Annotated in this window: 27 protein-coding genes; 11 read left to right on the top strand and 16 right to left on the bottom strand. The window is 62.2% G+C overall.

The genetic code is table 11. The features are described 5' to 3' along the window. Positions 1-39: 39 nt before the first annotated feature. From AC1D0N_RS16150 to hemF, 5 genes are all read right to left on the bottom strand, one after another. Positions 40-1,026, bottom strand: a complete 987-nt coding sequence (locus AC1D0N_RS16150) for a S8 family serine peptidase (RefSeq protein ID WP_477245521.1) — start codon at positions 1,024-1,026, stop codon at positions 40-42. Positions 1,027-1,113: 87 nt separating this feature from the next. After that, complete coding sequence (locus AC1D0N_RS16145; protein WP_477245520.1) at positions 1,114-1,707, bottom strand: hypothetical protein; 594 nt, start codon at positions 1,705-1,707, stop codon at positions 1,114-1,116. A 298-nt stretch (positions 1,708-2,005) separates the two neighbouring features. Then, positions 2,006-2,191, bottom strand: a complete 186-nt coding sequence (locus tag AC1D0N_RS16140) for a DUF1059 domain-containing protein (protein WP_477245519.1) — start codon at positions 2,189-2,191, stop codon at positions 2,006-2,008. A 260-nt stretch (positions 2,192-2,451) separates the two neighbouring features. Then, entirely contained in the window at positions 2,452-2,712 is a 261-nt protein-coding gene (locus tag AC1D0N_RS16135; RefSeq protein WP_477245517.1) for a DUF1344 domain-containing protein, read from the bottom strand. Positions 2,713-2,956: 244 nt separating this feature from the next. Beyond that, complete coding sequence (hemF, locus tag AC1D0N_RS16130; RefSeq protein WP_477245516.1) at positions 2,957-3,871, bottom strand: oxygen-dependent coproporphyrinogen oxidase; 915 nt, start codon at positions 3,869-3,871, stop codon at positions 2,957-2,959. Between the two features lie 102 nt (positions 3,872-3,973). Between hemF and AC1D0N_RS16125 the strand changes: the two genes are divergently transcribed. Next, positions 3,974-4,231: a hypothetical protein gene (locus AC1D0N_RS16125; protein ID WP_292311022.1), complete on the top strand. Its 258-nt coding sequence runs from the start codon at positions 3,974-3,976 to the stop codon at positions 4,229-4,231. Positions 4,232-4,333: 102 nt separating this feature from the next. Here AC1D0N_RS16125 and soxR read toward each other — a convergent pair whose 3' ends face one another. Both soxR and AC1D0N_RS16115 read right to left on the bottom strand, forming a co-directional pair. Beyond that, a complete protein-coding gene (gene soxR / locus AC1D0N_RS16120; RefSeq protein ID WP_477245515.1) occupies positions 4,334-4,807 on the bottom strand; it encodes a redox-sensitive transcriptional activator SoxR in 474 nt (157 codons plus the stop codon). A 164-nt stretch (positions 4,808-4,971) separates the two neighbouring features. Next, positions 4,972-5,430 carry a tRNA (cytidine(34)-2'-O)-methyltransferase gene (locus AC1D0N_RS16115; RefSeq protein WP_477245513.1) on the bottom strand — a complete coding sequence of 153 codons (459 nt, stop codon included), beginning with the start codon at positions 5,428-5,430 and terminating at the stop codon, positions 4,972-4,974. A gap of 283 nt (positions 5,431-5,713) precedes the next feature. Between AC1D0N_RS16115 and AC1D0N_RS16110 the strand changes: the two genes are divergently transcribed. From AC1D0N_RS16110 to AC1D0N_RS16095, 4 genes are read left to right on the top strand one after another with little or no spacing between them, the layout of a single operon-like run. After that, positions 5,714-6,229, top strand: a complete 516-nt coding sequence (locus AC1D0N_RS16110; protein WP_477245512.1) for a hypothetical protein — start codon at positions 5,714-5,716, stop codon at positions 6,227-6,229. Between the two features lie 25 nt (positions 6,230-6,254). After that, a complete protein-coding gene (locus AC1D0N_RS16105; protein WP_477245510.1) occupies positions 6,255-8,135 on the top strand; it encodes an ABC transporter ATP-binding protein in 1,881 nt (626 codons plus the stop codon). A gap of 10 nt (positions 8,136-8,145) precedes the next feature. Further along, entirely contained in the window at positions 8,146-10,029 is a 1,884-nt protein-coding gene (locus tag AC1D0N_RS16100) for an ABC transporter ATP-binding protein (protein WP_477245508.1), read from the top strand. A 9-nt stretch (positions 10,030-10,038) separates the two neighbouring features. Further along, complete coding sequence (locus AC1D0N_RS16095; RefSeq protein ID WP_477245506.1) at positions 10,039-10,350, top strand: DUF6665 family protein; 312 nt, start codon at positions 10,039-10,041, stop codon at positions 10,348-10,350. Between the two features lie 48 nt (positions 10,351-10,398). On the opposite strand, the gene AC1D0N_RS16090 is transcribed toward AC1D0N_RS16095, so the two are convergent. Then, on the bottom strand, positions 10,399-10,743 hold the full coding sequence (locus tag AC1D0N_RS16090) for a cupin domain-containing protein (RefSeq protein WP_477245504.1): 345 nt from the start codon (positions 10,741-10,743) through the stop codon (positions 10,399-10,401). A 313-nt stretch (positions 10,744-11,056) separates the two neighbouring features. Between AC1D0N_RS16090 and petA the strand changes: the two genes are divergently transcribed. The 5 genes from petA (at position 11,057) to AC1D0N_RS16065 (ending at position 15,435) form a co-directional block, all read left to right on the top strand. Next, positions 11,057-11,617 (top strand): ubiquinol-cytochrome c reductase iron-sulfur subunit, encoded by a 561-nt coding sequence (gene petA, locus AC1D0N_RS16085; protein ID WP_477245502.1) that lies wholly within the window; start codon positions 11,057-11,059, stop codon positions 11,615-11,617. A gap of 16 nt (positions 11,618-11,633) precedes the next feature. Then, a complete protein-coding gene (locus tag AC1D0N_RS16080; protein WP_477245501.1) occupies positions 11,634-12,935 on the top strand; it encodes a cytochrome b in 1,302 nt (433 codons plus the stop codon). A gap of 27 nt (positions 12,936-12,962) precedes the next feature. Then, positions 12,963-13,835, top strand: a complete 873-nt coding sequence (locus tag AC1D0N_RS16075; protein WP_477245499.1) for a cytochrome c1 — start codon at positions 12,963-12,965, stop codon at positions 13,833-13,835. 137 nt (positions 13,836-13,972) lie between these two features. Then, complete coding sequence (locus AC1D0N_RS16070) at positions 13,973-14,668, top strand: acid phosphatase (protein WP_477245497.1); 696 nt, start codon at positions 13,973-13,975, stop codon at positions 14,666-14,668. Positions 14,669-14,889: 221 nt separating this feature from the next. Beyond that, positions 14,890-15,435 (top strand): adenine phosphoribosyltransferase, encoded by a 546-nt coding sequence (locus AC1D0N_RS16065; RefSeq protein WP_477245495.1) that lies wholly within the window; start codon positions 14,890-14,892, stop codon positions 15,433-15,435. A 170-nt stretch (positions 15,436-15,605) separates the two neighbouring features. Here the strand turns inward: AC1D0N_RS16065 and AC1D0N_RS16060 are convergent, their stop codons facing one another. From AC1D0N_RS16060 to AC1D0N_RS16030, 7 genes are all read right to left on the bottom strand, one after another. Then, a complete protein-coding gene (locus AC1D0N_RS16060; protein WP_477245493.1) occupies positions 15,606-16,076 on the bottom strand; it encodes a MaoC family dehydratase in 471 nt (156 codons plus the stop codon). Further along, positions 16,073-16,534, bottom strand: a complete 462-nt coding sequence (locus AC1D0N_RS16055) for a MaoC family dehydratase (RefSeq protein WP_477245491.1) — start codon at positions 16,532-16,534, stop codon at positions 16,073-16,075. The genes AC1D0N_RS16060 and AC1D0N_RS16055 overlap by 4 nt, the downstream gene beginning before the upstream one ends. 103 nt (positions 16,535-16,637) lie before the next feature. Then, positions 16,638-17,612: a magnesium/cobalt transporter CorA gene (gene corA, locus AC1D0N_RS16050; protein WP_477245489.1), complete on the bottom strand. Its 975-nt coding sequence runs from the start codon at positions 17,610-17,612 to the stop codon at positions 16,638-16,640. Positions 17,613-17,794: 182 nt separating this feature from the next. Further along, a complete protein-coding gene (gene ychF, locus AC1D0N_RS16045; RefSeq protein ID WP_477245488.1) occupies positions 17,795-18,898 on the bottom strand; it encodes a redox-regulated ATPase YchF in 1,104 nt (367 codons plus the stop codon). Between the two features lie 98 nt (positions 18,899-18,996). Continuing rightward, positions 18,997-19,722, bottom strand: coding sequence for an aminoacyl-tRNA hydrolase (pth, locus tag AC1D0N_RS16040; protein WP_477245486.1), 726 nt, complete (start codon positions 19,720-19,722; stop codon positions 18,997-18,999). Between the two features lie 21 nt (positions 19,723-19,743). Beyond that, positions 19,744-20,388 (bottom strand): 50S ribosomal protein L25/general stress protein Ctc, encoded by a 645-nt coding sequence (locus tag AC1D0N_RS16035; RefSeq protein WP_477245485.1) that lies wholly within the window; start codon positions 20,386-20,388, stop codon positions 19,744-19,746. A 184-nt stretch (positions 20,389-20,572) separates the two neighbouring features. Further along, complete coding sequence (locus AC1D0N_RS16030; RefSeq protein WP_477245483.1) at positions 20,573-21,004, bottom strand: MarR family winged helix-turn-helix transcriptional regulator; 432 nt, start codon at positions 21,002-21,004, stop codon at positions 20,573-20,575. A 152-nt stretch (positions 21,005-21,156) separates the two neighbouring features. Between AC1D0N_RS16030 and AC1D0N_RS16025 the strand changes: the two genes are divergently transcribed. Beyond that, positions 21,157-21,999 (top strand): alpha/beta fold hydrolase, encoded by an 843-nt coding sequence (locus tag AC1D0N_RS16025; RefSeq protein WP_477245482.1) that lies wholly within the window; start codon positions 21,157-21,159, stop codon positions 21,997-21,999. 62 nt (positions 22,000-22,061) lie between these two features. Here AC1D0N_RS16025 and AC1D0N_RS16020 read toward each other — a convergent pair whose 3' ends face one another. Then, complete coding sequence (locus tag AC1D0N_RS16020) at positions 22,062-23,303, bottom strand: MFS transporter (protein WP_477245480.1); 1,242 nt, start codon at positions 23,301-23,303, stop codon at positions 22,062-22,064. Between the last annotated feature and the right edge of the window lie 30 nt (positions 23,304-23,333).

The raw sequence follows: 23,333 nt of genomic DNA, 5'->3' as shown, positions 1-23,333 counted from the left end.
ACCCTGGCCTGGCGGCCGCATTGTACAGTCTGATGCCGCTCACTTGATCGCCAAGGGAGCCAGCGCGCGTGAAAGGCTTGCCTCGCCCTTGCCATAGACGGAGGCGCTATAGTTGACCAGCGTGTCGGTACGGGCCGTGTTAAGCAACTGGTTGGTGATCTGGGTCGGCGTTGCGTTGGTGAACTTGCTGCCCACGATCGCGGCGTAGCCGGAAATGATCGGCGCGGCGAAAGAGGTGCCATAAAGGCCCGTCTTGTTCCCGGCGACACCCACGACGAGGAAATGGCTCTGCACAACCGGGTTGGAACCGGCAGTGTTGGAATACCAGGCCATTTTGGTCTTGGCTGACGTCGTGCCATTCCCGTCGAGCGCGCCGACGAAGATCGCTGACGCCTTTCCAACCAGAGCGAGGTCGAGATAGTCCTGCTGGCCGCCGACGACACCGCCGACCGCAACCGCGTCGTTGCCCGCTGCCTTCGAAACGACGGCTGTTCCCTTGGTGGCGTAGGAGATGATGGAGGCTTCCTCGGCGCTCCATCCGATCTGGTTCGGGCTATAGCCCGCCTTGGCGTACATGCCATAGCTCAGATTGAGCACGTTCAGGCCCGGCGCCAGCGTGACCGCCGAACTCGTGGAGAAGTCCTTCGATCTGATGGTCGCCAGGGGTGCAATCATGCTGGCTTCCAGGCGCGTCCATTCGCCATGCCGCTGGTTCTGCACTCCGGTGCCAAAATTGCCGGAGAAGCGCGATGTGCTGGAGAAGTCGTCGACGATGGTAATCGTGACGCCCTTTCCCTTGTAGCCTGCAGCCCATGCTGCACCGACATCGGGGCTCATCCAGCTTTGCACGGCCTGCGTCGTGGCGGTCGGCAGCGTTGCGCTCAGGCATATGGAAGCGTTTGATTGATCGCTGACGCAAAGCGCCCCCAGCGGATCCGGACCAAGAGTATCCTGCGCCGCCGCCATCGATGCCGGCAGGAGGGCGAGCGCTGTGGCGAGAGCGAACTTCCAACGATTGCGTGACATGTTCTTACCCCGGATCAAACAAGAGCTACGACGGCCGATCGCGAAGTTCTGGCGGCTACGTGACATGTCTCGTACGCCCCCTCGCGATCAGAAAGTAACACGGTAATTCAGCCAGATATGCTGGCTCTCCGGTTTAGCGTTAACCAGATATTTCAAGGTTTCCTCAGGCGCCATCTCGCCGGCCGCGAGCCGACAATTGACGCTGTAGGTGCCCAAGTCGCCATAATCGGCTTCGCAGGACTTTTCTGAGAGGCTCCCGCCGAAGGTCGTTGTGAAGGACAAGGAAAGGATGCTGTTCGCGCTCGGATGAACCTGAGTGAGGAAGCCAAGCTTGAAGCTGGGCTCGATTCGATACTTCTCGCCTTGTTCCCCGGTCCCAAACCCCCACAGGATGCCGGTATCGTTCGTGATCTGGGTGAGCAGATCCACGTGCATGTCGACCCATCTTGTGCGGTACCAACGGTTGAACGATTGCCAGCTTCCATTCTGCAGCTCATAGCCGCCGTCGCCCAGACCTCTCGCGCGGTCGCTGAGCGGCGAGCCCTGGTGTATATCGACCAGCGATGTCGTAAATTCCTGGGTCGGGATTTCCTGGGCAATCGCCGGAGACGCCCCAAGGAGCGCGGACACCAGGAGCGCCGTCGTGCGAAATTTGGCTCTATTGCCGGATTTTTCGCGCATGCGCGAAACACCTCGCCCCACCGATTCCGGACCAGTGCCTGGTAGCGACGGGCTTCTCGATCAGCCCCTGTAGCCGGATTATCCGCGCGACAGTCGCACGGGCTCGGTTACCGCAGGGTTTATTTCAGCTGCAGCGAATATGATTTTTTTCGACCGGGAACGCCGGGGTGAAATTCACGGGCCGCAATGTTCCAAGGCCATTCGACGCCGGTGTGGCCGCATTTGTCAAAATCGCCCGCCAAGGCGTCAGGAATGCCAATGGCGGGCGCTATCGGTCGAGGGCTTTTCTGCTACGCACCTACGCCGCGTCACGGACTTTCTCGATGCGCGAGCGGATCGCCTCGATCATTGTCTCGCGGATGACCGTCTCGCCATGCGTCTCGCGCATGTGTTCGGCGGCGCGGCGCATGACTTCGGCTTCTTCCTCGGCGCGCGTATGCCAGTCACAGCCGGGAACCAGCGAGCCGCAGTGAAATTGCTTCATTGGAGTTTCTCCTTTCCTCCTTGGAGCGCCGCGCCCGTCGGGCAGGCAACGGACACTCCGGCATGTTTGTTCCGCGCATGATCGTTTTTCGAAAACCGTATCCGGGTTTTCGGGTCATATGCGGGGTGACAAGCATAACACGGATGCAAGATTTTGGTTGCCGCAGAATGCCAGTCAGGACCAAAAAGGCGGAGCATCGCTGCTCCGCCCTCTTACGCTACCTTGGGGCAAGACCAATAGGTCTCGTCCGGGCTGGTCCATCACTTCACGATCTTGACTGCCTCGGCAACTTTGTTCTTGCCGCTCATGTCCCAGGAAACGCGGACCTTTTCGCCGGCCTTCAGGCCAGGATCCTTGAAGGTCTTGGGCAGCGTAAAAGATGATCCATCATCGAGAACCAGGCTCATGGCCGTTGCGTCAAAGGCCTTGATCGTCCCGGTGGTGTGCTTGACGGCGGCAAAGGCAACCGAGCCAGAGGCGAGAAGGGCGGCTGCGGCGGCCGACACAATGATTTTGCGCATTGCAAAGTACTCCTGGGAAAAGCGGGCATCCTTGTTGAGAGAATGATCCGCATTGTCTGGGCCGTCCGGTTGCGTCGAGTCGCGGTTTCGCGGACGAACCGCCGGCGCTTCCCGACCCGGAACGACAAATAACCCAGTTTTTTCAAATGGATATTAGACGAAAAAGAAATCCTTGGCGCCACATTCCCTGCCAGAATTCGGCGAATGGGACATCATTGCGGCTCACATCCCGCTCACCGTTTTTTTACGGCCATCTTACCTCCGGCGGCAGGCTGGATAGGATCGAGGCGACATTGCCGCCAGTCTTCAGTCCGAAGATGGTGCCGCGATCGTGAAGAAGATTGAATTCGACGTAGCGGCCGCGGCGAATGAGCTGTTCGTCACGGTCGCCGTCGGTCCAGTTTTCGTTGAAGTTGGCCCGCACCAGATGGGCGTAGACGACGAGAAAGGCGCGGCCGACGTCCTGGACGAAGTTGAAATCGGCATTCCAGCCACCGCTCTCCTCACCCGAATGCAGCCAGTCGAAAAAGATGCCGCCGGTGCCGCGCGGTTCGTTGCGGTGCGGCAGATAGAAATACTCGTCGCACCAGGCCTTGAATTTCGGGTAATCGGCAACCGCCACATGCTTCTCGCAGGCGAACTGCATGGCGCGGTGAAAGGCAATTGTATCGGGGTCGTCCTGGTCGCGGCGGCGGTCGAGCACCGGCGTCAGGTCGGCGCCACCGCCGAACCACTGGCGCGAGGTGACGACCATGCGCGTGTTCATGTGCACGGCCGGCACGTTGGGGTTCCAGGGGTGCGCGATCAGCGAAATGCCGCTCGCCCAGAAGCTCGGGTCCTCCTCGGCGCCAGGCATCTGCTTCCTGAACTCCGGCGAAAACTCGCCGTAGACCGTCGAGGTGTGGACGCCGACCTTCTCGAAGACACGGCCATGCATCATCGACATGGTGCCGCCGCCGCCGCGACCCTCGTCGCGTTCCCACGGCGTCTTTTCGAAGCGGCCAGGCGACCACGAGGCCAGCGGCCCCTGCAGGTCCTGCTCGATCTGCTCGAAGCTGGCGCAGATGCGCTCGCGCAACGTCTCGAACCAAAGCCTGGCCTTCATCTTCTTCTGTTCGATGTCGGCCGGCAGCCCCGCCGGTATTTCGGGTCTTTCCAAATGCTGTCTCCGGTTTCGGGCTGACCCGACAAATGACTCGTCTTTTCCGGGCGCGATCCCTAATCTCTTGCGTGCAAGGGTCAAGTGAATAAGGGTTCTTTCGTGCGCACCCCGGCAAGACCATCGCTGGATGGGCTGAAGAAAAGGCTCGACCGCTCGCGCGCCGAGCGCGAGCGCATGCCGCGCGACGGTTTCCTGCGCGAGACCTTCGTGCTGCCACGCTCCGATGCGCGACTGAAGGCCAAGGAGTGGTTCGAGCGCTTTCCCAAGCAGGCCTACTGGACCGAGATCGAAAGCTGGTTCGAACGACCGGGCGATGTCATCGAGTTCACCATCCGGCGGCTGCCGGCGGCGGATTAGGATTTCCTCGCCCCGCTTACGGGGAGAGGATGCCGGCAGGCAGGTGAGGGGCGGCGCAAACCTTCGGATGCAGGCGCTGCCCCTCATCCGCCTTCACTTCGTTCAGGCACCTTCTCCCCGTAAACGTGGAGAAGCAAGAGTCACCAACCTTCTCGCCCCAGTGCCTTCCTTCGCCAGCCGGTCGCCCTTGTTCCTCAGCGGGCATTTGTCGATCGACATGCAGCCGCAGCCGATGCAGTCGGTGAGCCCGTCGCGCAGCTTCTTCAACTGGTCGATCTTCTGGTCGAGACTGTCGCGCCAGGCGGTCGACAGCAGGTTCCAGTCTTCGCGCGTCGGCGTTCGGCCTTCGGGCAGTGATTCAAGGGCCGCAGCAATCTCGGCCAGCGAGATGCCGACCTCTTGCGCGACCCGGATGATCGCCACCCGCCGCAGCACATCGCGGCCGTAGCGGCGCTGGTTGCCTGAGGTGCGGTGGCTGCGGATCAGTCCGCGTGCCTCGTAAAAATGCAGTGCCGACACCGCCACACCGCTGCGCATGGCCACCTGGCCAACCGTCAATTCCGTTACCGGAGCCATTTCAGATTTTCCGCTTGACCTCAACTTAACTTGAGCTTGTAGCGATGAAACCTTGGACATGCAAACCGCATGAGAAGGCAATGTGCGCCTGGGTGAGAATGACGGGTGAGGGCGCCATCGTCGGCGGGAACGAGGCGCCGGCGGCTGCCGATCGGCTGCAAATGCTACCGCAACTGCCGGATCGCCTCGCCCGCTACCATGGCGACGGAAAGCGCGACATTGATGCTGCGCGTGCCTGGCTGCATCGGGATGGTCAGTCGCGCGTCGGCGGCTTCGTGGACTGGATCCGGCACGCCTGCCGACTCACGGCCGAACAGAAGAATATCACCGTTGCTGAACGCGAAGTCGGTGTAGGCGGTCGCGGCTTTGGTCGACAACAGCACCAGCCGTCGCGCGTTGGCTCCGCGCCAGTCTTCGAAGGCGTGCCAGTCGACATGCCGGGTCAGATCAGCCATTTCGAGGTAGTCCATACCGGCCCGTTTCAGCGTCCGGTCGGAGAGCGGGAAGCCGGCCGGTTCGATGATGTCGACACCGAGACCAAGGCAAGCAGCGAAGCGCAGGATTGTTCCGGTGTTGCCGGCGATATCCGGCTGGTAGAGCGCGATGCGGAGACGATCGTTCATTTCCGCGTCCTTCTAATAAGTGGCAGATCGGCCACAGGCATCGCCAGGTTTTGGAAATTCCTGGACCTGCGGATGGTCATTTTCTGCGAAATCGAATATACGCCCAGCATTGTCAACCCGAACCGATGGAGGGGAAACTCATGATGACCATGCACGTCCAGCGCCCCTCTCGTGGGCTTACCTGCCTGCCGGCGGTTTCGGTACGACAATTCTCCTGAACTTTTAGACTTAGTCGCACCGATTCCCAGCCGAAACCTTTTTCGGTCTTCGAAGGAATCCTGCGATGTTTTTCAAGCTGTCTAAGGGGCTGAACGCCCCACCTGAACACGCCTCGACCGATGTTCCCTCTGCCGCCGGCGCCATGCCCGCGGCCGGGTTTGTTTCACCCTTTCATCTGCATTTTCATATGGAGGACGGACCGATGTTCGATCCCTACAAGATACCGGGTTCAAGAAGCCTGCACGAGCGCAAGATGGCGACATGGGCGCTGCTGATCGGCGAAACCTATTCGTCGGCGGTCCACGCCGAGATCCGCCGGCGTCCGCATCGCGGCATGCTGCCGGATGTCGATTTCTCGCACGCCGTTCCCGACTACAGCCGGCCGTCGCTGGTGCGTCGGATCATCCGGCTGATCCGGCCGGGTGCGAAAATCCGCGTCGTTCACACAGCGGCGTCAGGATCGTCAAACGAGCCTGTCGGCGAAATGCGTTCGACACCCTATATTGCGCGAAACGAAGCCAGCGACTCGGGTGATTCCGAGCCGTTTGGCGTCGAAGTCGTGCGATCCCGCGCCGCGTGAGCGCACACAAGCGAGTACCAAGACGATGTTTGCCTGGTTTGAAAAAAGGCTCGACCCGTTCCCAGCCGAGGAACCGGTCGAGCCGCCCAAGACACTGGTTGCATTCTGCGTGCATTATACGCGCGGCGCCTGGCCCTATATTCTGCTCGATGCGGTGCTGGTGACGGCCATCGCGCTGGCGGAAGTGTGGATGTTCGGCTTTCTCGGCCGGATCGTCGACTGGCTGTCGGGGCAAAACCGCGAGACCTTCCTGCAGACCGAGGGCTTGAAGCTTGCCGGCATGGCCTTCGTCGTGCTGTTCGCGCTGCCGGGCACGGTGTGGTTCCACTCGCTGCTCAACCAGCAGACGCTGATGGGCAACTACCCCATGCGCATCCGCTGGCAGGTGCATCGCTACCTGCTCAAGCAGTCGATGGCCTTCTACCAGGACGAATTCGCCGGCCGCATCGCCACCAAGCTGATGCAGACGGCGCTTGCCGTGCGCGAATGCGTCATCAAGCTCATCGACGTGCTCAACTATGTCGTCGTCTATTTCCTCGGCATGCTGTTCATTGTCGGCTCGGCCGACTGGCGGCTGGCGGCACCCCTTGCCGTCTGGCTGCTCGGCTATGTCGGTCTGCTACGCTATTTCATTCCGCGGCTGGGCAAGGTCGGCGAAGCGCAGGCCAATGCGCGCTCGACCATGACCGGACGCGTCGTCGACAGCTACACCAACATCCAGACGGTCAAGCTGTTCAGTCATGCGCGTCGCGAGGCGTCCTTCGCCAAGGAGGGCATGGCCGGCTTCCTGCAGACCGTCTACAGCTCGATGCGGCTGGTGACGGTGCTCTACGGCCTGCTCTACATCCTGAACTCGCTGCTGCTGTTTTCGGTCACCGCGATTTCGCTTTGGCTGTGGCTCGGCCAGGCGGTGACGATCGGCGCCGTCGCCGTGGTCATCGGCCTTGTGCTCAGGCTCTGGGGTATGTCGCAATGGATCATGTGGGAAATGTCGGGCCTGTTCGAAAACATCGGCACGGTGCAGGACGGCATCGGCTCGATCTCGCTGCCGCGCCTGGTCGACGACAGGCCGGGCGCCAAGGACATTGCCGTCACCAAGGGCGAGATACGCTTCGACGACATCCGCTTCCACTACGGCAAGCAGAAGGGTGTCATCGAGCGCCTGTCGCTGACGGTGAAGCCGGGCGAAAAGGTCGGCATTGTCGGCCGCTCGGGTGCCGGCAAATCGACGCTGGTCAATCTTTTGTTGCGTTTCTACGACCTGGAAAGCGGAAAGATCCTGATCGACGGCCAGGAGATCGCCTCGGTGACGCAGGATTCGCTGCGCGCCCAGATCGGCATGGTCACGCAGGACACCTCGCTGCTGCATCGTTCGGTGCGCGAGAACATCCTCTATGGCCGGCCGGACGCTTCCGACGAGATGCTGGTCGAGGCGGCGCGGCGCGCCGAGGCGCTGGACTTCATCTCGGGGCTTTCGGACGCCAGCGGCCGCAAGGAGTTCGAGGCGCATGTCGGTGACCGCGGCGTCAAATTGTCCGGCGGCCAGCGGCAACGCATCGCCATTGCCCGCGTCATGCTGAAGGACGCGCCGATCCTCATTCTCGACGAGGCGACGTCGGCGCTCGATTCCGAGGCCGAGGCGGCCATCCAGGAGAACCTCTACAAGCTCATGCAAGGCAAGACCGTCATCGCCATTGCCCACCGGCTGTCGACCATCGCGGCGATGGACAGGCTCGTCGTCATGGACAAGGGTCGGGTCATCGAGGAGGGGTCGCACGAGGAACTGGTCGCCAGCGGCGGGCTCTATGCGCAGCTCTGGCAGCGCCAGTCGGGCGGTTTCCTGCTCGACGACGGGCCGTCCGAAGCCGCCAACGATGCGGTTGCCAAGGGGCAAGCCGCAGAATGATGGCCGCCGCATGATGACAGCCGTCTATCGCTGGTTCGAGAACTGGGTCTATCCGTTCAGGGAGCCCGCGAATCTTCGGCCACCTGCCAGCGTCGGTGGTTTCCTCTGGCATTACGTCGGCCAGGCGAAGTTCGCCTTCTTCGCCATGCTGGTCATTGGCGGCATCGCGCCGCTGGTCGAAGCCGGACTGTTCTACTTCGTCGGGCGGCTGGTCGACATTCTCGACCAGCTTCCCGGCGAGCGCAGCTGGCACGCCTTGTGGACCGCCGCCGGCCCCGAACTCGTGTTCATGGTCGTCGTGGTGCTGGTCGTCCGCACCATCGTCGTCGGCCTGTCGGCACTGGTCGACGAGCAGACGATCACGCCCGGCTTCTACAATCTGGTTCGCTGGCAGGCGCACCGGCATGTCTCGCGCCAGTCCTATGCCTTTTTCCAGAACGATTTCGCCGGCCGCATCGCAACCAAGGTCTGGCAGGCGGGGCAGGCGACCGGCGACCTGATGGAAAGCTTCATCGAGGTCGTTTGGTTCATGCTCGTCTACACGGCGACGACGCTGGCGCTGGTCGCCGGCCTTGACCTCAGGCTGGCTGGGCTGGTGATTATCTGGATCACGGCCTTCGGCTTGCTGGCCAAGCTCTATGTGCCGGCGATCCGCAAGCATGCCGAGGCAACCGCCGAGGCCGGCTCGATGATCAATGGCCGCATCGTCGATTCCTACTCCAACGTGCAGACGTTGAAACTGTTTTCCGCCGACGGCGACGACCGCTACATCAGGAACGGATTTGATATCTATCTCGATGCACTGCGGCCGTTCACCCGCCGGCTGACTGGCGTGCGAATGGCGCTGACCACGCTGTCGGGCATCATGATCACGGCGATCGCCTGCTTTGCCGTCTATCTCTGGGTCGAAGGTTCGATCACCGTCGGCGCCGTCGCCTTCACGCTGTCGCTGGTGTTGCGGCTCAACATGCTGCTGGGACGGCTGATGATGCAGCTCAACGGCATATTGCGGAACCTCGGCGTGCTAGAGAACTCCAAGGCGCTGATCTCGCAGCCGCTCGGCCTGATCGATGCGCCGGATGCCAAGGAGCTCGTGGTGGCGGGCGGGCGCATCGATGTCAAAAACGTCGAGTTCCACTACGGCAAGGGATTCGGCGTGCTCAACGGGATCGACCTCGTCGTGCGGCCGGGCGAGAAGGTCGGGCTGGTCGGGCCGTCCGGCGCCGGCAAGACGACGTTGGTCAATCTTATCCTGCGCCTCTACGACCTCGAGAGTGGCAAGATCACCATTGACGGGCAGGATGTTTCCGCGGTGACGCAGAACTCGCTGCGCGCCAATATCGGCGTGGTCAGCCAGGATACCGCGCTGTTCCACCGTTCCTTGCGCGACAACATCAAGCTCGGCATGCCGGAGGCGACCGACGCGCAAGTGATCGCGGCGGCGAAAAAGGCCGAGGCGCACGACTTCATCCTCGGTTTGCGCGACAATCGCGACCGTGCCGGCTACGAGGCCTTTGTCGGCGAGCGCGGCGTAAAACTGTCAGGCGGCCAGCGCCAGCGCGTGGCGATTGCGCGCGTCTTCCTCAAGGATGCGCCGATCCTGGTGCTGGACGAGGCGACCTCGGCGCTCGATTCCGACATCGAGGCGGCGATCCAGGAAAACCTGACCAGGCTGATGGAGAACAAGACGGTCATCGCCATCGCGCACCGGCTGTCGACGATCGCGGCGCTCGATCGCCTGGTGGTGCTCGACGGCGGCCGCATCGTCGAGCAAGGCACGCATGACGAGTTGGTGGCGCTCGACGGGCTCTATGCCCGGTTGTGGAAGCGGCAGTCCGGCGGGTTCCTCTATCACGAGGACAGCGTGCTGGAAGAGACGCGGCCGGCGGAGTAGAACGCGATCATGTCGGTCAGAATGCCCTCGAATCTTGGACAAAGCAGCGCGCAAGAGAGCGCGCTCGACCTGCTCGGCCACGAGATCCTGGCCGAAAAGGCAGCCGCACTTGGCCGCACCGGCCAGCGCGTCGAGGAAACCCTGAAGAAGCTGCGCGAGAATAGCGAGGACGACCATCGCGCCCGGCTGCTGAAGGAAGCTGCCGCGGCCGTCCATGCCTATTTCATCCAGCGCGAGCTCTGCGGCTTGCGCAGGCATGAGTCGGTGATCCGAGAATACGACATCCCAAGGGCGGTGCTGGTCAGGCTCGGCGCCAGCTAGGCGGACGAGATGTGATGCAGCCGCCTCAGGCTGTCCCCGGGGCAGACATCATTCAAGCCACTCGGTGATGAAACTGCCGTTCTCGTGGATGTCGGTCGTTTCCAGCGGGCCTGGGCCGAGATTGGTGAATTTGTGCGGCGTGTTGGGCGGCACGATCAGGATCTGGCCGGCGGAGGCCTCGATCTCCTGGTCGCCGACCGTGAACAGGCCGGTGCCGGTTCGGATGATGAAGATCTCCGCATAGGGATGCGTGTGCAGCCGCGGGCCGCCACCGACTTCAGGCAGATAATTGAAGATCAGGCAGGAGTTGGAGCCATAGGCGCCGCATTGCAGCTCCCCCTTCCAGCCGTCGGAGCGAACAGCCCATGTGTCGCGGTCTATGACGTGTGCCATGGGCGAAGGATAGAACGCGCTGGCGTCTGTTGTCGAGGCAAAGGCCGACCCCGGATCTGCCGTTGATATAGGGCGGTTTGGCCTGGGCCGAACAGTATCCGGCGCCGCCTTGTCGGATGCCGGATTGCGCCCCCGCGACAATCTGCCCTTGTGCCTCCACCCCGCTGGACAAAAACGGGCTTCACGCATAAACCGAAGTCCAAATGCCGGAGGAATTCGCAAGCCTGTTCGCCATGCGCTGTCGGGTTGGCGTGAATGAGCGGGGAACAAGGCTCGACCACCGGCACGGAAGAGGCGAAAGGATCAGGCACCCGTGAGCGCAACCGACATCCAGGATCCCAACCGTCGTGATTTTCTCTACGTCGCCACCGGCATGGCCGCAGTGGTCGGCGCGGGTGCCGTCGCCTGGCCGTTCATCGACCAGATGCGCCCGGACGCTTCGACGCTGGCGCTGGCCTCGGTCGAAGTCGACGTCTCCTCGCTGACCCCGGGCATGTCGCTGATCGTCAAATGGCGCGGCAAGCCGGTGGTCGTGCGCAACCGCACCGAACAAGAGATGAAGGACGGCGAGACCGTCAATCTGGCCGACCTCAAGGATCCGATCGCCCGCAACGCCAACCTGCCTGCCGATGCGCCGGCGACCGACGCCAACCGCACCACGCCGGGCAAGGAAGCCTGGATGGTCATGGTTCAGGTCTGCACCCATCTGGGCTGCATCCCGCTCGGCCAGGAAGGCGATTTCGGCGGCTGGTTCTGCCCGTGCCATGGCTCGGTGTACGACACCGCCGGCCGCATCCGCAAAGGCCCGGCGCCCGAGAACATGGCGGTGCCGGTATTCAAGTTCATTTCCGATACCAAGATCCTTATCGGTTGAGGCAGGGGATATTTCGATGAGCGAGGGACACTCGACCTATACGCCCAAGACCGGTATCGAACGCTGGTTCGACGCCCGCATGCCGCTGCCGCGGCTGGTCCATGATTCCTTTGTCTCCTATCCGGTGCCGCGCAATCTCAACTACGCGTGGACCTTCGGCGGCATCCTCTCGATCATGCTGGTGGCACAGATACTGACCGGCATCGTGCTGGCCATGCACTACACGGCCGACACCAATCTCGCCTTCGATTCGGTCGAGAAGATCATGCGCGACGTGAATTCGGGATGGCTGCTGCGCTATCTCCATTCCAACGGCGCCTCGTTCTTCTTCGTCGCCGTCTACATCCACATCTTCCGCGGCCTCTACTACGGCTCCTACAAGGCGCCGCGCGAGCTGCTGTGGATCCTCGGCTGCATCATCTACCTGTTGATGATGGCGACGGGCTTCATGGGCTATGTGCTGCCCTGGGGCCAGATGAGCTTCTGGGGCGCCACCGTCATCACCGGCTTCTTCACCGCCATTCCGCTGGTCGGCACCTGGGTCCAGGAGCTGTTGCTCGGCGGCTTTGCCGTCGACAATCCGACGCTCAACCGCTTCTTTGCGCTGCATTATCTCTTGCCGTTCATGATCGCCGGTGTCGTCGTGCTGCACGTCTGGGCGCTGCATGTGGTCGGGCAGTCGAATCCGACCGGCATCGAGGTCAAGTCGAAGACCGACACCGTCGCCTTCACCCCTTACGCGACCATCAAGGACGCGTTCGGCATGATCGTGTTTCTGTTCGTCTTTGCCTATTTCGTGTTCTATCTGCCGAACTTTCTCGGCCATCCCGACAATTACACGATCGCCAACCCGCTGAAGACGCCGGCCCATATCGTGCCGGAATGGTACTTCCTGCCGTTCTACGCGATCCTGCGTGCCATCACCTTCAACATCGGGCCGATCAATTCCAAGCTCGGCGGCGTGCTGTGCATGTTCGGCGCCATCGTCATGCTGTTCCTGGTGCCTTGGCTCGACACCTCGAAGGTGCGCTCGGCGGTCTACCGCCCGTGGTACAAATTGTTCTTCTGGCTGTTCGCGGCCGACGCCATCCTGCTCGGATGGTTGGGCTCGCAACCTGCCGAGGGCAGCTATGTCTTCATGGCGCAGATGGCGACGCTGTTCTACTTCGCCTTCTTCCTGGTCGCGTTGCCGGTGCTCGGCCTGATCGAGACGCCGCGAAGGCTGCCCAATTCGATCACCGAGGCGGTGCTTGAGAAGAACAAGGGCGGCGGTCATCATCCTGCGGGGGCTACGGCCGCGCCGGAAACCAAGGGCTGAGCGGTAGAGAATCTAAGGGGATTTGGCATGAAGAAGATTCTCACCTCGCTGGCGCTGATTGGCCTTGTCGCCGCCGGCGTTGGAGCAGCAAACACCGGGGCAATCGCCGCCGAAGAGGCACACAACGCTGCCGCGCCGACGCATTTCCCGATCGACGAGCCGAAGGAGATGGACTGGAGCTTCGCCGGTCCGTTCGGCACCTACGACAAGGCGCAGCTGCAGCGCGGCCTGAAGGTCTACAAGGAAGTTTGCTCGGCCTGCCATTCGATGAACCTGGTGGCGTTCCGCACGCTCGAAGGCCTCGGTTACTCGGAAGCCCAGATCAAGTCGCTGTCGGCCGAATACACGATCCATGACGGTCCCAACGACGCCGGCGACATGTTCGATCGACCCGGCAAGCCGTCCGACCATTTTCCGGCGCCGTTCGCCAACGTCGAGGCCGCCGCTGCCGCCAATGGCGGCGCTGCCCCGCCCGACATGTCGCTGCTGGCCAAGGCGCGCGGCGTCGAGCGCGGCTTTCCGCGCTTCGTCTTCGACATCTTCACGCAATATGCCCAGGGCGGTCCCGACTACATCCACTCGCTGCTGACCGGCTATGACGAGCAGCCGCCGGCCGGCATGGTGATCCCGGAAGGTACGCACTACAATCCCTACTTCCTGTCCGGCGTGTCGCTGAAGATGCCGAAGCCGCTCTCGGACGGCCAGGTGACCTATGACGACGGTTCGCCGCAGACCGTCGACCAGTATTCCCGCGACGTGTCGGCTTTCCTGATGTGGGCGGCCGAGCCGCACATGGAAGACCGCAAGAAGACCGGTTTCCGTGTCCTGGTGTTCCTGCTTTTGTTCGGCGCGCTGGTCTACCTGACCAAGCGCAAGGTATGGGAAGGCGTGGCGCACTGAGCGCTGCAAGCTTCGAAAATGCGAGGGCGCCGGAAGGCGCCCTTTTTGCATTCTGGAGCAGGTGAGAACACCGGCCGTGTCACATGGCCGTCACCGCATTCGGCGATGCTGTGCCGCCCTCATCAAAGGATCGCACCATGAAAAAATATGCATCGCTGGCAGCAGGCTTTCTGCTGCTTGTCGTCGGCTCCACGGCCTATGCCGAGGACGCGGCACCCTTCGTCACCAACAAGGACATCGACCTGACGATGATCCTGCCACCGCCGCCGGCAAACGATTCCGCCCAGACGAAAGCCGAGTTGGGCGAGGTGCTGACGCTGCAGGTGACGCGTACCCCTGAAATGGAAGCCCGGGCCATCGCCGATGCCCAGGAGGACGTCTGGCGCTTCGCCGATGTCATGGGACCGAAGTTCAACAAGGAGACGCTGCCGAAGTTCAGCGCCTTCTTCGATCGCGTCGTTGCCACCGAAGGCGCGGTCGTCGACCCGGCCAAGGATGTCTGGAAGCGTCCGCGACCGCATCAGCTCAGCGACTTGGTCAAGCCGGTGGTCAAGCTGTCGAGTTCCGGGTCCTGGCCGTCCGGCCATGCGACCGTCGGCACCATGATGGGCATCATCCTTTCCGACATGGTTCCCGAAAAGCGCGCCGAGATAATGGCGCGGGCGGCCGAATACGCTCACAACCGTGAGGTCGGCGGCATCCACTATCCCTCCGATATCGAGATGGGCAAGATTTCCGGCAGCGTCATTGCCGCGATCCTGCTCAGCCGCCCCGATTTCAAGGCCGAATACGAAGTGGCGCGGTCCGAGCTCCGCTCCGACCTTGGCATGTGACGACCATCCTGCCCAAAAGGCAGCCGGCACACGAAAAGGGCGCCCCAGGCGCCCTTTTTAGTGCGGTCACGGCCACAAAGCGAACCGATCCTTTGCCAGACAATTTTTTGCCAAGCGGCACATGGCGGTAGCCGTCCTTGGCCTCGCCGGGTTACGATCGGCCAAATCCCTTTGACGTCCTTCTGCCGAATCTGGACGACCGATCCCCGGAGAGCCGCCTGATGAAATCGTCCCTTGAAGACACGCTGCTTGCCGCGATCCGCACCATTCCCGATTATCCGAAGCCCGGTATCTTGTTTCGCGACATCACGACGCTGCTCGGCAATGCGCGCGCCTTCCGCCGCGCCATCGACGAACTGGTGCATCCCTATGCCGGCCAGAAGATCGACAAGATCGCCGGCATCGAAGCGCGCGGCTTCATTCTCGGCGGCGCCGTCGCCCACCAGCTTTCGGCCGGTTTCGTGCCGATCCGCAAGAAGGGCAAGCTGCCCTACGAGACGGTGCGCGTCGCCTACAGCCTGGAATATGGGTTGGACGAGATGGAGATGCACAAGGACGGCGTTGCACCGGGCGAGAAGGTGATCCTCGTCGACGACCTGATCGCCACCGGCGGCACGGCGGAGGCGGCGGTGAAGCTGCTGCGGCAGATCGGCGCCGACATTCTCGCCGCCTGCTTCGTCATCGACCTGCCGGACCTGGGCGGGCGTGCCAAGCTGGAAGCGCTCGGCGTGCCGGTCAGGACGCTGATCGGGTTTGAGGGGGTTTGAGACCGGTTTGCCGAAGGCAAATTGAAAGGTCCAGTGGACCTTTCAAAGGGCTCGAACGCCCGGAGCGATAGCGAAGGGCAGGGTAGGGCAACGCGGGACACCAACGCTGGTGCCGCCCCTCATCCGCCCTTCGGGCACCTTCTCCCCGTGAACGGGGAGAAGGAAGAAACTCACCCCGCCTTCACCAGCACCGCGCTCTCAAACTCCAGCACCTTGTCGCCGGTCGAATCGAAGGCTTCCGCGCGTAGCGCCAGCATTCGCCAGCCGGGGCGCGAGGCAATGGGGCGATGGGAAAGTGCGGTGCGGCTGAAGGTGACGGTTTCACCGGCATAGACAGGCTTCAGCCATTTCAGGTTCTTGAAGCCGGGCGAGGGGCCGAATTCGGGCAACGGGCCGGGGCCGGTCCAGTTGATGCCTTCGGCGTCCATGCGGGTTTCGAGATTGTATTTCATCCAGGTGGCGGCGGTATGCCAGCCTGACGCGCAGAGGCCGCCCAAGACGCTGTTCTTTGCCGCCTCTTCGTCGACATGAAAAACCTGCGGATCGTATTTGCGGGCGAATGTCTTGATCGCCTCGGGTTCGAATCTATGCGAACCGAGCGTGACGGCGACACCGATGCAAAAGTACTCGTCCAGCGTCATGCGCTGGCCTCACGGGTCAGGAACATGCAGGTGTTTTCGAATTCGAAGACGCTTTCGCCGCGCTGGTTGAACAGTTCGCTGCGCATGGTGATCAGGCCGATCTGCGGCTTCGACCTGGAAACGCGTTTGGCAAGCACTGTCGCTTTGCCGGTGAGCGTGTCGCCGGCCAGCACCGGCTTCTTCCATTTGACCTGGTCGACGCCGGGTGCCCCTTGCGAGGTCGAGTCGAGCAGGAAGGCATCACACAGCATGCGCATGAACATGGCGCAGGTGTGCCAGCCGGAAGCCGCCAGCCCGCCAAGGATGCTGGCCTTGCCGGCTTCCTCGTCGAGATGCATTGGCTGCGCATCGAATTCCTGCGCGAATTCGATGATCTCGGCCGCACTTACCTGCTTCTTGCCGAGGTCGAGCGACGCGCCCTCGGTGAAATCCTCGTAGGCCCAAGTCTTTCCGGTCATCATCCGAATCCGGTTCAAGATTGTACGATCGCCAAGGATCGGCGTTCCCGGATGCAGGCCGGACGGCGTTTGGTCAAGCGATTTCTGGTGAGCCAAGCCTTGCTCAGAGCCAGCCGCGGCGACGGAAATACCAGAAGGGCAGGATCGCCGACAGGATCATCAAGCCGATGGCGAAGGGGTAGCCGAGCTGCCATTTGAGCTCGGGGATGATGTCGAAATTCATGCCGTAGATCGAGGCGACGAGCGTCGGCGGCAGGAAGATGACGGCGGCGACCGAGAAGATTTTGATGATGGCGTTCTGTTCGATCGAGATCATGCCGAGCGTCGCGTCGAGCAGGAACGAGATCTTCTGCGACAGGAAGGTGGCGTGGTCGGCGAGCGACAGCACGTCGCGCGACAGCGTCTTAATGCGGGCGCGGATGTCCTTGCTCATCTTCGTCTGGGTGGCGACATGGGCGAGGAAGCCGGCAAGGCGCTGCAGCGAGATCAGGCTGTCGCGGACCGAGGAGGCGATGTCCTCCTTGCGGCCTATGGCTTTCAGCAATTCCTGGAAGTCGCGGTTGCGCTTCGACACCTTGGTCGAGCGCGCCTCGAAGATGTCGCGCGAAATCGCTTCCACGTCGCGGCCGGCGCGCTCCAGAATGTCGGCGAGACGGTCGACGATCGCCTCCAGCAGGCCGATCAGGATGGTGTCGCCGCTGGTGCAGCCGGTTGCGACCTTCTCGGCGCGCAGCGGGAAGGTCTTGAAGGCCTTCGGTTCGTGATAGCGTATGGTGACCAGCCGCTGCCCGGCGAGCGCGAAGGTGACCGGCGACATCAGCGGATCGTCGGCCTCGGTCTGGGCGGGCAGCGTGGCGGTCATGAAATAGGCGCCGTCCTCGACATAGAGGCGGCTCGAAATCTCGATCTCCTCCATCTCCTCGCGGGTCGGGATGGCGACGCCGAGCCAGCTCTCGATGGCGGCTTCCTCATCCTTGGTCGGATTGAGAAGATCGGCCCAGACGACTTTGTCGCTGTTTTGCAAGAGATCATCGACGGTGCGCAGCCGGTCATTGTCCACGACGAAGGCCTTGATCATCGCCGGGTCTCCCTGCTGGGGCCAAAAAATGGATGGCACGGGACGGCCAAGCGCCGACCACGTGCAGCAGCCGATTAGACCTGCGACGTGGCAAGGTCAAGGCGCGTGAAAACGCACGGCCCGACGCCCGCGAAGCTACAATCGCGCCAAACGTCAGAGCCTGTTAGACAGCCGCTTCCAGCTCAGGTGTTGAACTTGAACAGCAGCACGTCGCCGTCCTGGACGACATATTCCTTGCCTTCGTCGCGCGCCTTGCCGGCTTCCTTGGCCGCCACTTCGCCGCCCAGCGTGACATAGTCGTTGTAGGCGATGGTCTGGGCGCGGATGAAGCCGCGCTCGAAATCGGTGTGGATGACGCCGGCGGCCTGCGGGGCCTTGTCGCCCTTGTGGATCGTCCAGGCGCGCGTCTCCTTCGGCCCGGCAGTGAAATAGGTGATGAGATGCAACAGATCGTAGCCGGCGCGGATGACCTTGTTGAGGCCGGGTTCATCGAGACCGAGCGAGGACAGGAACTCCATCTCTTCTTCGTCCGAGAGCTGGGCTACTTCGGCCTCGATCGCGGCTGAGATCACCACGGTGCCGGCACCCTGCGCGGTGGCCATCTTTTCCACGGCCTTGGTGTGCTCATTGCCGGTGGCGGCGTCGGCCTCGGCGACGTTGCAGACATAGAGCACGGGATGCGAGGTCAAGAGGTTCAGCCCTTGCAGGATGCGCAAATCTTCGGCGGAAATGCCCTTGAGCAGGATCCGCGTCGGCTTGCCGGCCTGCAGCAGCTCAAGTGCTGCTTCCATCATCGGCAGCACGGTGGTCGCTTCCTTGTCCTTGCTGCCGGCGCGCTTGCGGATTTGCACGATGCGGCGCTCGAGGCTGTCGAGATCGGCGAGCATCAGTTCGGTCTCGACGGTCTCGGCGTCGGCGACGGGGTCGATGCGGCCCTCGACATGAGTGATGTCGTCATCTTCGAAGCAGCGCAGCACATGGACGATGGCGTCGACTTCGCGGATGTTGGCAAGGAACTGGTTGCCCAGCCCTTCGCCCTTGGAGGCGCCGCGCACCAGACCGGCAATGTCGACAAAAGAGATGCGGGTCGGAATGATCTCCTTCGACTTAGCGACGGAGGCGATCTTCTGCAGGCGCGGGTCGGGCACCGCTACCTCGCCGGTGTTCGGTTCGATGGTGCAGAACGGATAGTTGGCGGCCTGCGCCGCCGCCGTCCTAGTCAACGCGTTGAATAGCGTCGACTTGCCGACGTTGGGCAAGCCAACGATGCCGCATTTGAAACCCATTTTTGTCCGGTCCTATCGGGAAAATAGAAATTTGATCAGGGCTATGGGCGATAGGGTGGATCAACGTCAAGCCCTTGAGCCCTGATCCGTGCCCAGAGTCAGTCCTTGCCGCCGAACAGCTTCTTCAGCATGGCGGCCATCGGCCCGGTCTCGGGCAGTTTGACAGCCGGCTGCTGTTGCCGCGCCTGGCGGACATGACTTTGGGCCTTTGGCGCCTTGGGCGGCGGACGGTCGTCGTCGCCGGTCGGCGTAAGCTTGTCACGCAGCGCCAGTGTCACCCGGTTCATGAAGGAATTGTCGTCGCCCTTGGCCAGCAATCCGGCGTCACCGGCGATAGCGTCGAGCAGCACGTCCAGCCACTCGCGGTCGGCCTTGGCGAAATCGCCAAGCACGTGGCCGTGCACCATTTCCTTGACGCCGGGATGGCCGACGCCGATGCGCACGCGGCGATAGTCCTTGCCGACATGCTGGTCGAGCGAGCGAATGCCGTTATGGCCGCCGGATCCGCCGCCGATTTTGACCCGCAATTTGCCGGCAGCAAGGTCGATCTCGTCATAGAAGACAGTGAGCGCCGAAGGGCCGAGCTTGTAGAAGCGCAGCGCTTCGCCGACCGCCTGTCCCGACAGGTTCATGAAGGTCTGCGGCTTGATCAGGATGATTTTTTCGCCGGCAAGCGTGCCTTCGGCGATCAGGCCCTGGAATTTCTTCGACCAGGGCGAAAAGGAATGGCGGCGGGCAATTGCGTCCGCCGCCATGAAGCCGACATTGTGCCGGTTATCAGCGTATTTCGCGCCCGGATTGCCGAGGCCTGCAAACAGCAGCATCGTCAGCTCCGGGCCGGAATATTACTTCTCTTCGGCGGCAGGGGTCGCCGCTTCAGGTGCTACAACCTCAGCCGTCTCTTCGACCTCCGGCTTCATCGCCGACGAGCCGGCAATGGTCGCGATGGTGAAGTCGCGGTCGGAGATCACCGGCTTGACGCCGGCCGGCAGGGTGACTGCCGAGATGTGGATCGAATCGCCGATGTCGGCGCCGGTGAGATCGACGGTGATGAATTCCGGGATCGCATTGGCCGGGCAGTGGAACTCGACCTCGTGACGCACGATGTTGAGCACGCCGCCGCGCTTGATGCCGGGCGACTTGTCTTCATTGATGAAGTGGACAGGCACGTCGACATTGACTTCGGTGTCCTTGCCGATGCGCAGGAAGTCGACATGGACAGGGAAATCCTTGACCGGGTCGAGCTGGAAGTCCTTCGGCAGGACCTGGATCTTCTTGCCGTCGACATCGATCGTGGCGATCGTGGTCAGAAACCCGCCGCCATGGATCTTGTAGTAGATGTCCTTGTAGGTGAGCGCGATAGCCAGGGGAGGCTGCTTGTCACCATAGATTACTGCAGGCACTTTACCGTTGCGGCGAACTGCACGGGCGGACCCCTTACCGACCTGTTCGCGTGCTTCGGCCTTGAGCTCGTAAGTGTCGTGGCTCATGGCATTTCCTTTCGGTTTGTTCTGGAGCGTTCGCGGCAAGCAATGTGCCTGGCCGTAAACGTCGAAAGCCGCCGGGTGAGGCGGCCTTCCGCCGCGTTGCCTCCAAGGGTGTCTACGCGGGTGGCGGCTCTATAGCGGAAGGCGGCCGGAGGTGCAAGCCATGGCGGGCAAGGGCGGGGCAGGGTTACTCCTGATTGCCGCTCAGCGCGCCGCGCAGCGTCTGGATCTGCCGGTTCAGCGCGTCGAGCTGTGTCAGCGTCATGCCCGAGCGCTCGATCAGGGTTTCGTTCAGGCAGTTGCACTGCACCAGCAGCGCGCGCCCGGCGGCAGTCAGATCGACCTGTACCTGGCGCTCGTCGGTGTGGCTGCGCTGGCGGGTGACCAGGCCTGCCTGTTCCATGCGCTTGACCAGCGGCGTGATCGTGCTCGATTCCAAGGCAAGTCTGTGCGCGATGCTACCGACCGACATGCCGGCGGCCTCGGCAAGCGCATTCAGAACGAGGTACTGCGGATAAGTGATCCCCATCTCGTCCAGCATCGGCTTGTAGGTACGGTTGATCGCCATGCTGGTGGCGTAAAGCGTGAAACAGAGCTGATTGTCCAATGGGAGAGGCACGGCGCATTCCTTTTGCCGACTGAGCATCTCATATATGTACCACGAAAAATGATATCGCGATACATATTTTCGGTAGACAAGGATTTCGATCTGCGCTAATCATATTGCTATCGCGATATTGATTATCGTGATAGCAATCAACGGAGATTGAGATGACCAAGCCCGGCAGCAGCACGATCACCACCAAGGACGGCACCGAGATTTTCTACAAGGATTGGGGAACCGGCCAGCCCATCGTCTTCCATCATGGCTGGCCGCTGAGCAGCGACGACTGGGACGCCCAGATGCTGTTCTTCCTGTCGAAGGGCTACCGCGTCATTGCCCATGACCGGCGCGGCCATGGCCGCTCGACCCAGACCGATACCGGCAACGAGATGGACACATACGCTGCTGATGTCGCGGAACTTGTGGCGCATCTCGACCTGAAGGGCGCCATCCATGTCGGCCATTCGACCGGCGGCGGTGAAGTGGCGCGTTATGTCGCGAAATATGGTTCAGGCGGCCGTGTCGCCAAGGCGGTGCTGATTGGCGCCGTGCCGCCGATTATGCTGAAGACGCCGGCCAATCCTGGCGGCCTGCCGATCGAGGTGTTCGACGGTTTCCGCTCTGCCCAGGCGGCCAACCGCGCCCAGTTCTTCCACGATGTTGCGGCCGGCCCGTTCTACGGCTTCAACCGTCCCGGCGCCGAAGTCTCGCAAGCAGTCGTCGAGAATTGGTGGCGTCAGGGCATGATGGGCGGTACCAAGGCGCACTATGATTGCATCAAGGCCTTCTCGGAAACCGACTTCACAGACGATTTGAAGGCAATCGACGTGCCGGTGCTGGTCATGCATGGCGATGACGACCAGATCGTGCCGATCGCCGACTCTGCGCTGCTTGCGATCAAGCTGCTCAAGAAGGGCGAGCTCAAGATCTACAAGGGTTTCCCGCATGGCATGGCGACGACCCATGCCGATGTCATCAACGCCGACCTGCTGGCCTTCTTCAAGGCCTAGCTCCTCGGGAACGGCACAGAAAAAAGCACCCGCCGTCGGGCGGGTGCTTTGTTTGGAATTGCTCAGGCGGCTGCCTGCGCCTTCCTGGCTTCTTTCATGTTCGGCAAAAACACCGTCAGCAGGCCGAGCAGCGGCAAGTAGGAGCAGACCTGGAAGACGAAATCGATGCCTTTCATGTCGGCGATAACGCCGAGCACGGCGGCCGCGATGCCGCCCATGCCGAAGGCGAAGCCGAAGAAGATGCCGGCGATCGTACCGACACGCCCAGGCACCAGTTCCTGGGCGAACACGACGATGTTGGAGAAGGCCGAGGACAGGATCAGGCCGATCAGCACCGTCAGCACCATTGTCCATTCGAAATTGGCGTAGGGCAGGGCCAGCGTGAACGGCAGCACGCCGACGATCGAGAACCAGATCATCGCCTTCTGGCCGTAGCGGTCGCCGAACGGGCCGCCGAGCAGGATGCCGAGCGCCGAGGCGCCGAGGAACAGGAACAGCATGACCTGGCTCATCTGCACCGACACGCCGAATTTATGAATGGAATAGAAGGTGTAGTAGCTGGAGAGCGAGGCGATGTAGGCGTTCTTGGTCAGCACCAGCAAGGTCAGCACCGCCAGCGCTCCCATCACCTTGCGGCGCGGGAAGGGCGAGACGAAGCTTGCCGCCTTGCGGTTGCCCTGCGCGGCGCGCATCCGGCTGTACCAGCCGCCGACCCGCCACAAGACGATGATGCCGATCAGCGAGCCAACGGCGAACCAGGAAATGCTCGTCTGGCCGAACGGCACGACGATGAAGGCGGCGAGCAGCGGCCCCATGGACTGGCCGAAATTGCCACCGACCTGGAACAGCGATTGCGCCAGGCCAAAGCGACCGCCCGAGGCAAAGCGGGCAATGCGCGAGGATTCCGGGTGGAAGATCGCCGAGCCGATGCCGATCAGCGAGGCGCCGACCAGAAGCAGGGCATAGTGGCCGGCATAGGCCAGCACGATGAGGCCGATCAGCGAGGAAGCCATGCCATAGGGCAGGGAATAGGGCATCGGTCGCTTGTCGGTGATCATGCCGATGACCGGCTGCAGCAGCGACGCCGTTACCTGAAAGGTGAAGGTCAAAAGACCGATCTGCCAGAAATCGAGACCGTAATTCTCTTTCAGCAGCGGATAGATCGCCGGCAGCAGCGACTGCATGATGTCATTGATGCCATGGCAAAAGCTCACCGCCAGGATGACGGTGAAGGCGGTCGCCTGGGCTGAAGAGAGGCTGGCGCCGGCTGGCGGCGCAATGCTGGTGGCTGTCGTATCGGTCAAGGCGGGCTCCGAGGTCTTTTTGGCGGGTGT

The sequence above is a fragment of the Mesorhizobium sp. P2_E10 genome (assembly GCF_056404235.1).
The sequence above is the reverse complement of the archived record's forward strand: the minus strand, read 5'-3'. Positions and strand labels throughout refer to the sequence as shown.

Coding starts and splice junctions, on each gene's coding strand:
- AC1D0N_RS16055 (WP_477245491.1), bottom strand. CDS start 16,534: ATGACCGGAAAGACTTGGGCCTACGAGGATTTCACCGAGGGCGCGTCG.
- AC1D0N_RS16100 (WP_477245508.1), top strand. CDS start 8,146: ATGATGACAGCCGTCTATCGCTGGTTCGAGAACTGGGTCTATCCGTTC.
- AC1D0N_RS16090 (WP_477245504.1), bottom strand. CDS start 10,743: ATGGCACACGTCATAGACCGCGACACATGGGCTGTTCGCTCCGACGGC.
- AC1D0N_RS16140 (WP_477245519.1), bottom strand. CDS start 2,191: ATGAAGCAATTTCACTGCGGCTCGCTGGTTCCCGGCTGTGACTGGCAT.
- soxR (WP_477245515.1), bottom strand. CDS start 4,807: ATGGCTCCGGTAACGGAATTGACGGTTGGCCAGGTGGCCATGCGCAGC.
- AC1D0N_RS16095 (WP_477245506.1), top strand. CDS start 10,039: ATGTCGGTCAGAATGCCCTCGAATCTTGGACAAAGCAGCGCGCAAGAG.
- pth (WP_477245486.1), bottom strand. CDS start 19,722: ATGCTGCTGTTTGCAGGCCTCGGCAATCCGGGCGCGAAATACGCTGAT.
- AC1D0N_RS16145 (WP_477245520.1), bottom strand. CDS start 1,707: ATGCGCGAAAAATCCGGCAATAGAGCCAAATTTCGCACGACGGCGCTC.
- AC1D0N_RS16070 (WP_477245497.1), top strand. CDS start 13,973: ATGAAAAAATATGCATCGCTGGCAGCAGGCTTTCTGCTGCTTGTCGTC.
- AC1D0N_RS16060 (WP_477245493.1), bottom strand. CDS start 16,076: ATGACGCTGGACGAGTACTTTTGCATCGGTGTCGCCGTCACGCTCGGT.
- AC1D0N_RS16075 (WP_477245499.1), top strand. CDS start 12,963: ATGAAGAAGATTCTCACCTCGCTGGCGCTGATTGGCCTTGTCGCCGCC.
- AC1D0N_RS16025 (WP_477245482.1), top strand. CDS start 21,157: ATGACCAAGCCCGGCAGCAGCACGATCACCACCAAGGACGGCACCGAG.
- AC1D0N_RS16105 (WP_477245510.1), top strand. CDS start 6,255: ATGTTTGCCTGGTTTGAAAAAAGGCTCGACCCGTTCCCAGCCGAGGAA.
- AC1D0N_RS16110 (WP_477245512.1), top strand. CDS start 5,714: ATGTTTTTCAAGCTGTCTAAGGGGCTGAACGCCCCACCTGAACACGCC.
- AC1D0N_RS16135 (WP_477245517.1), bottom strand. CDS start 2,712: ATGCGCAAAATCATTGTGTCGGCCGCCGCAGCCGCCCTTCTCGCCTCT.
- AC1D0N_RS16080 (WP_477245501.1), top strand. CDS start 11,634: ATGAGCGAGGGACACTCGACCTATACGCCCAAGACCGGTATCGAACGC.
- AC1D0N_RS16115 (WP_477245513.1), bottom strand. CDS start 5,430: ATGAACGATCGTCTCCGCATCGCGCTCTACCAGCCGGATATCGCCGGC.
- AC1D0N_RS16035 (WP_477245485.1), bottom strand. CDS start 20,388: ATGAGCCACGACACTTACGAGCTCAAGGCCGAAGCACGCGAACAGGTC.
- ychF (WP_477245488.1), bottom strand. CDS start 18,898: ATGGGTTTCAAATGCGGCATCGTTGGCTTGCCCAACGTCGGCAAGTCG.
- corA (WP_477245489.1), bottom strand. CDS start 17,612: ATGATCAAGGCCTTCGTCGTGGACAATGACCGGCTGCGCACCGTCGAT.
- AC1D0N_RS16065 (WP_477245495.1), top strand. CDS start 14,890: ATGAAATCGTCCCTTGAAGACACGCTGCTTGCCGCGATCCGCACCATT.
- AC1D0N_RS16150 (WP_477245521.1), bottom strand. CDS start 1,026: ATGTCACGCAATCGTTGGAAGTTCGCTCTCGCCACAGCGCTCGCCCTC.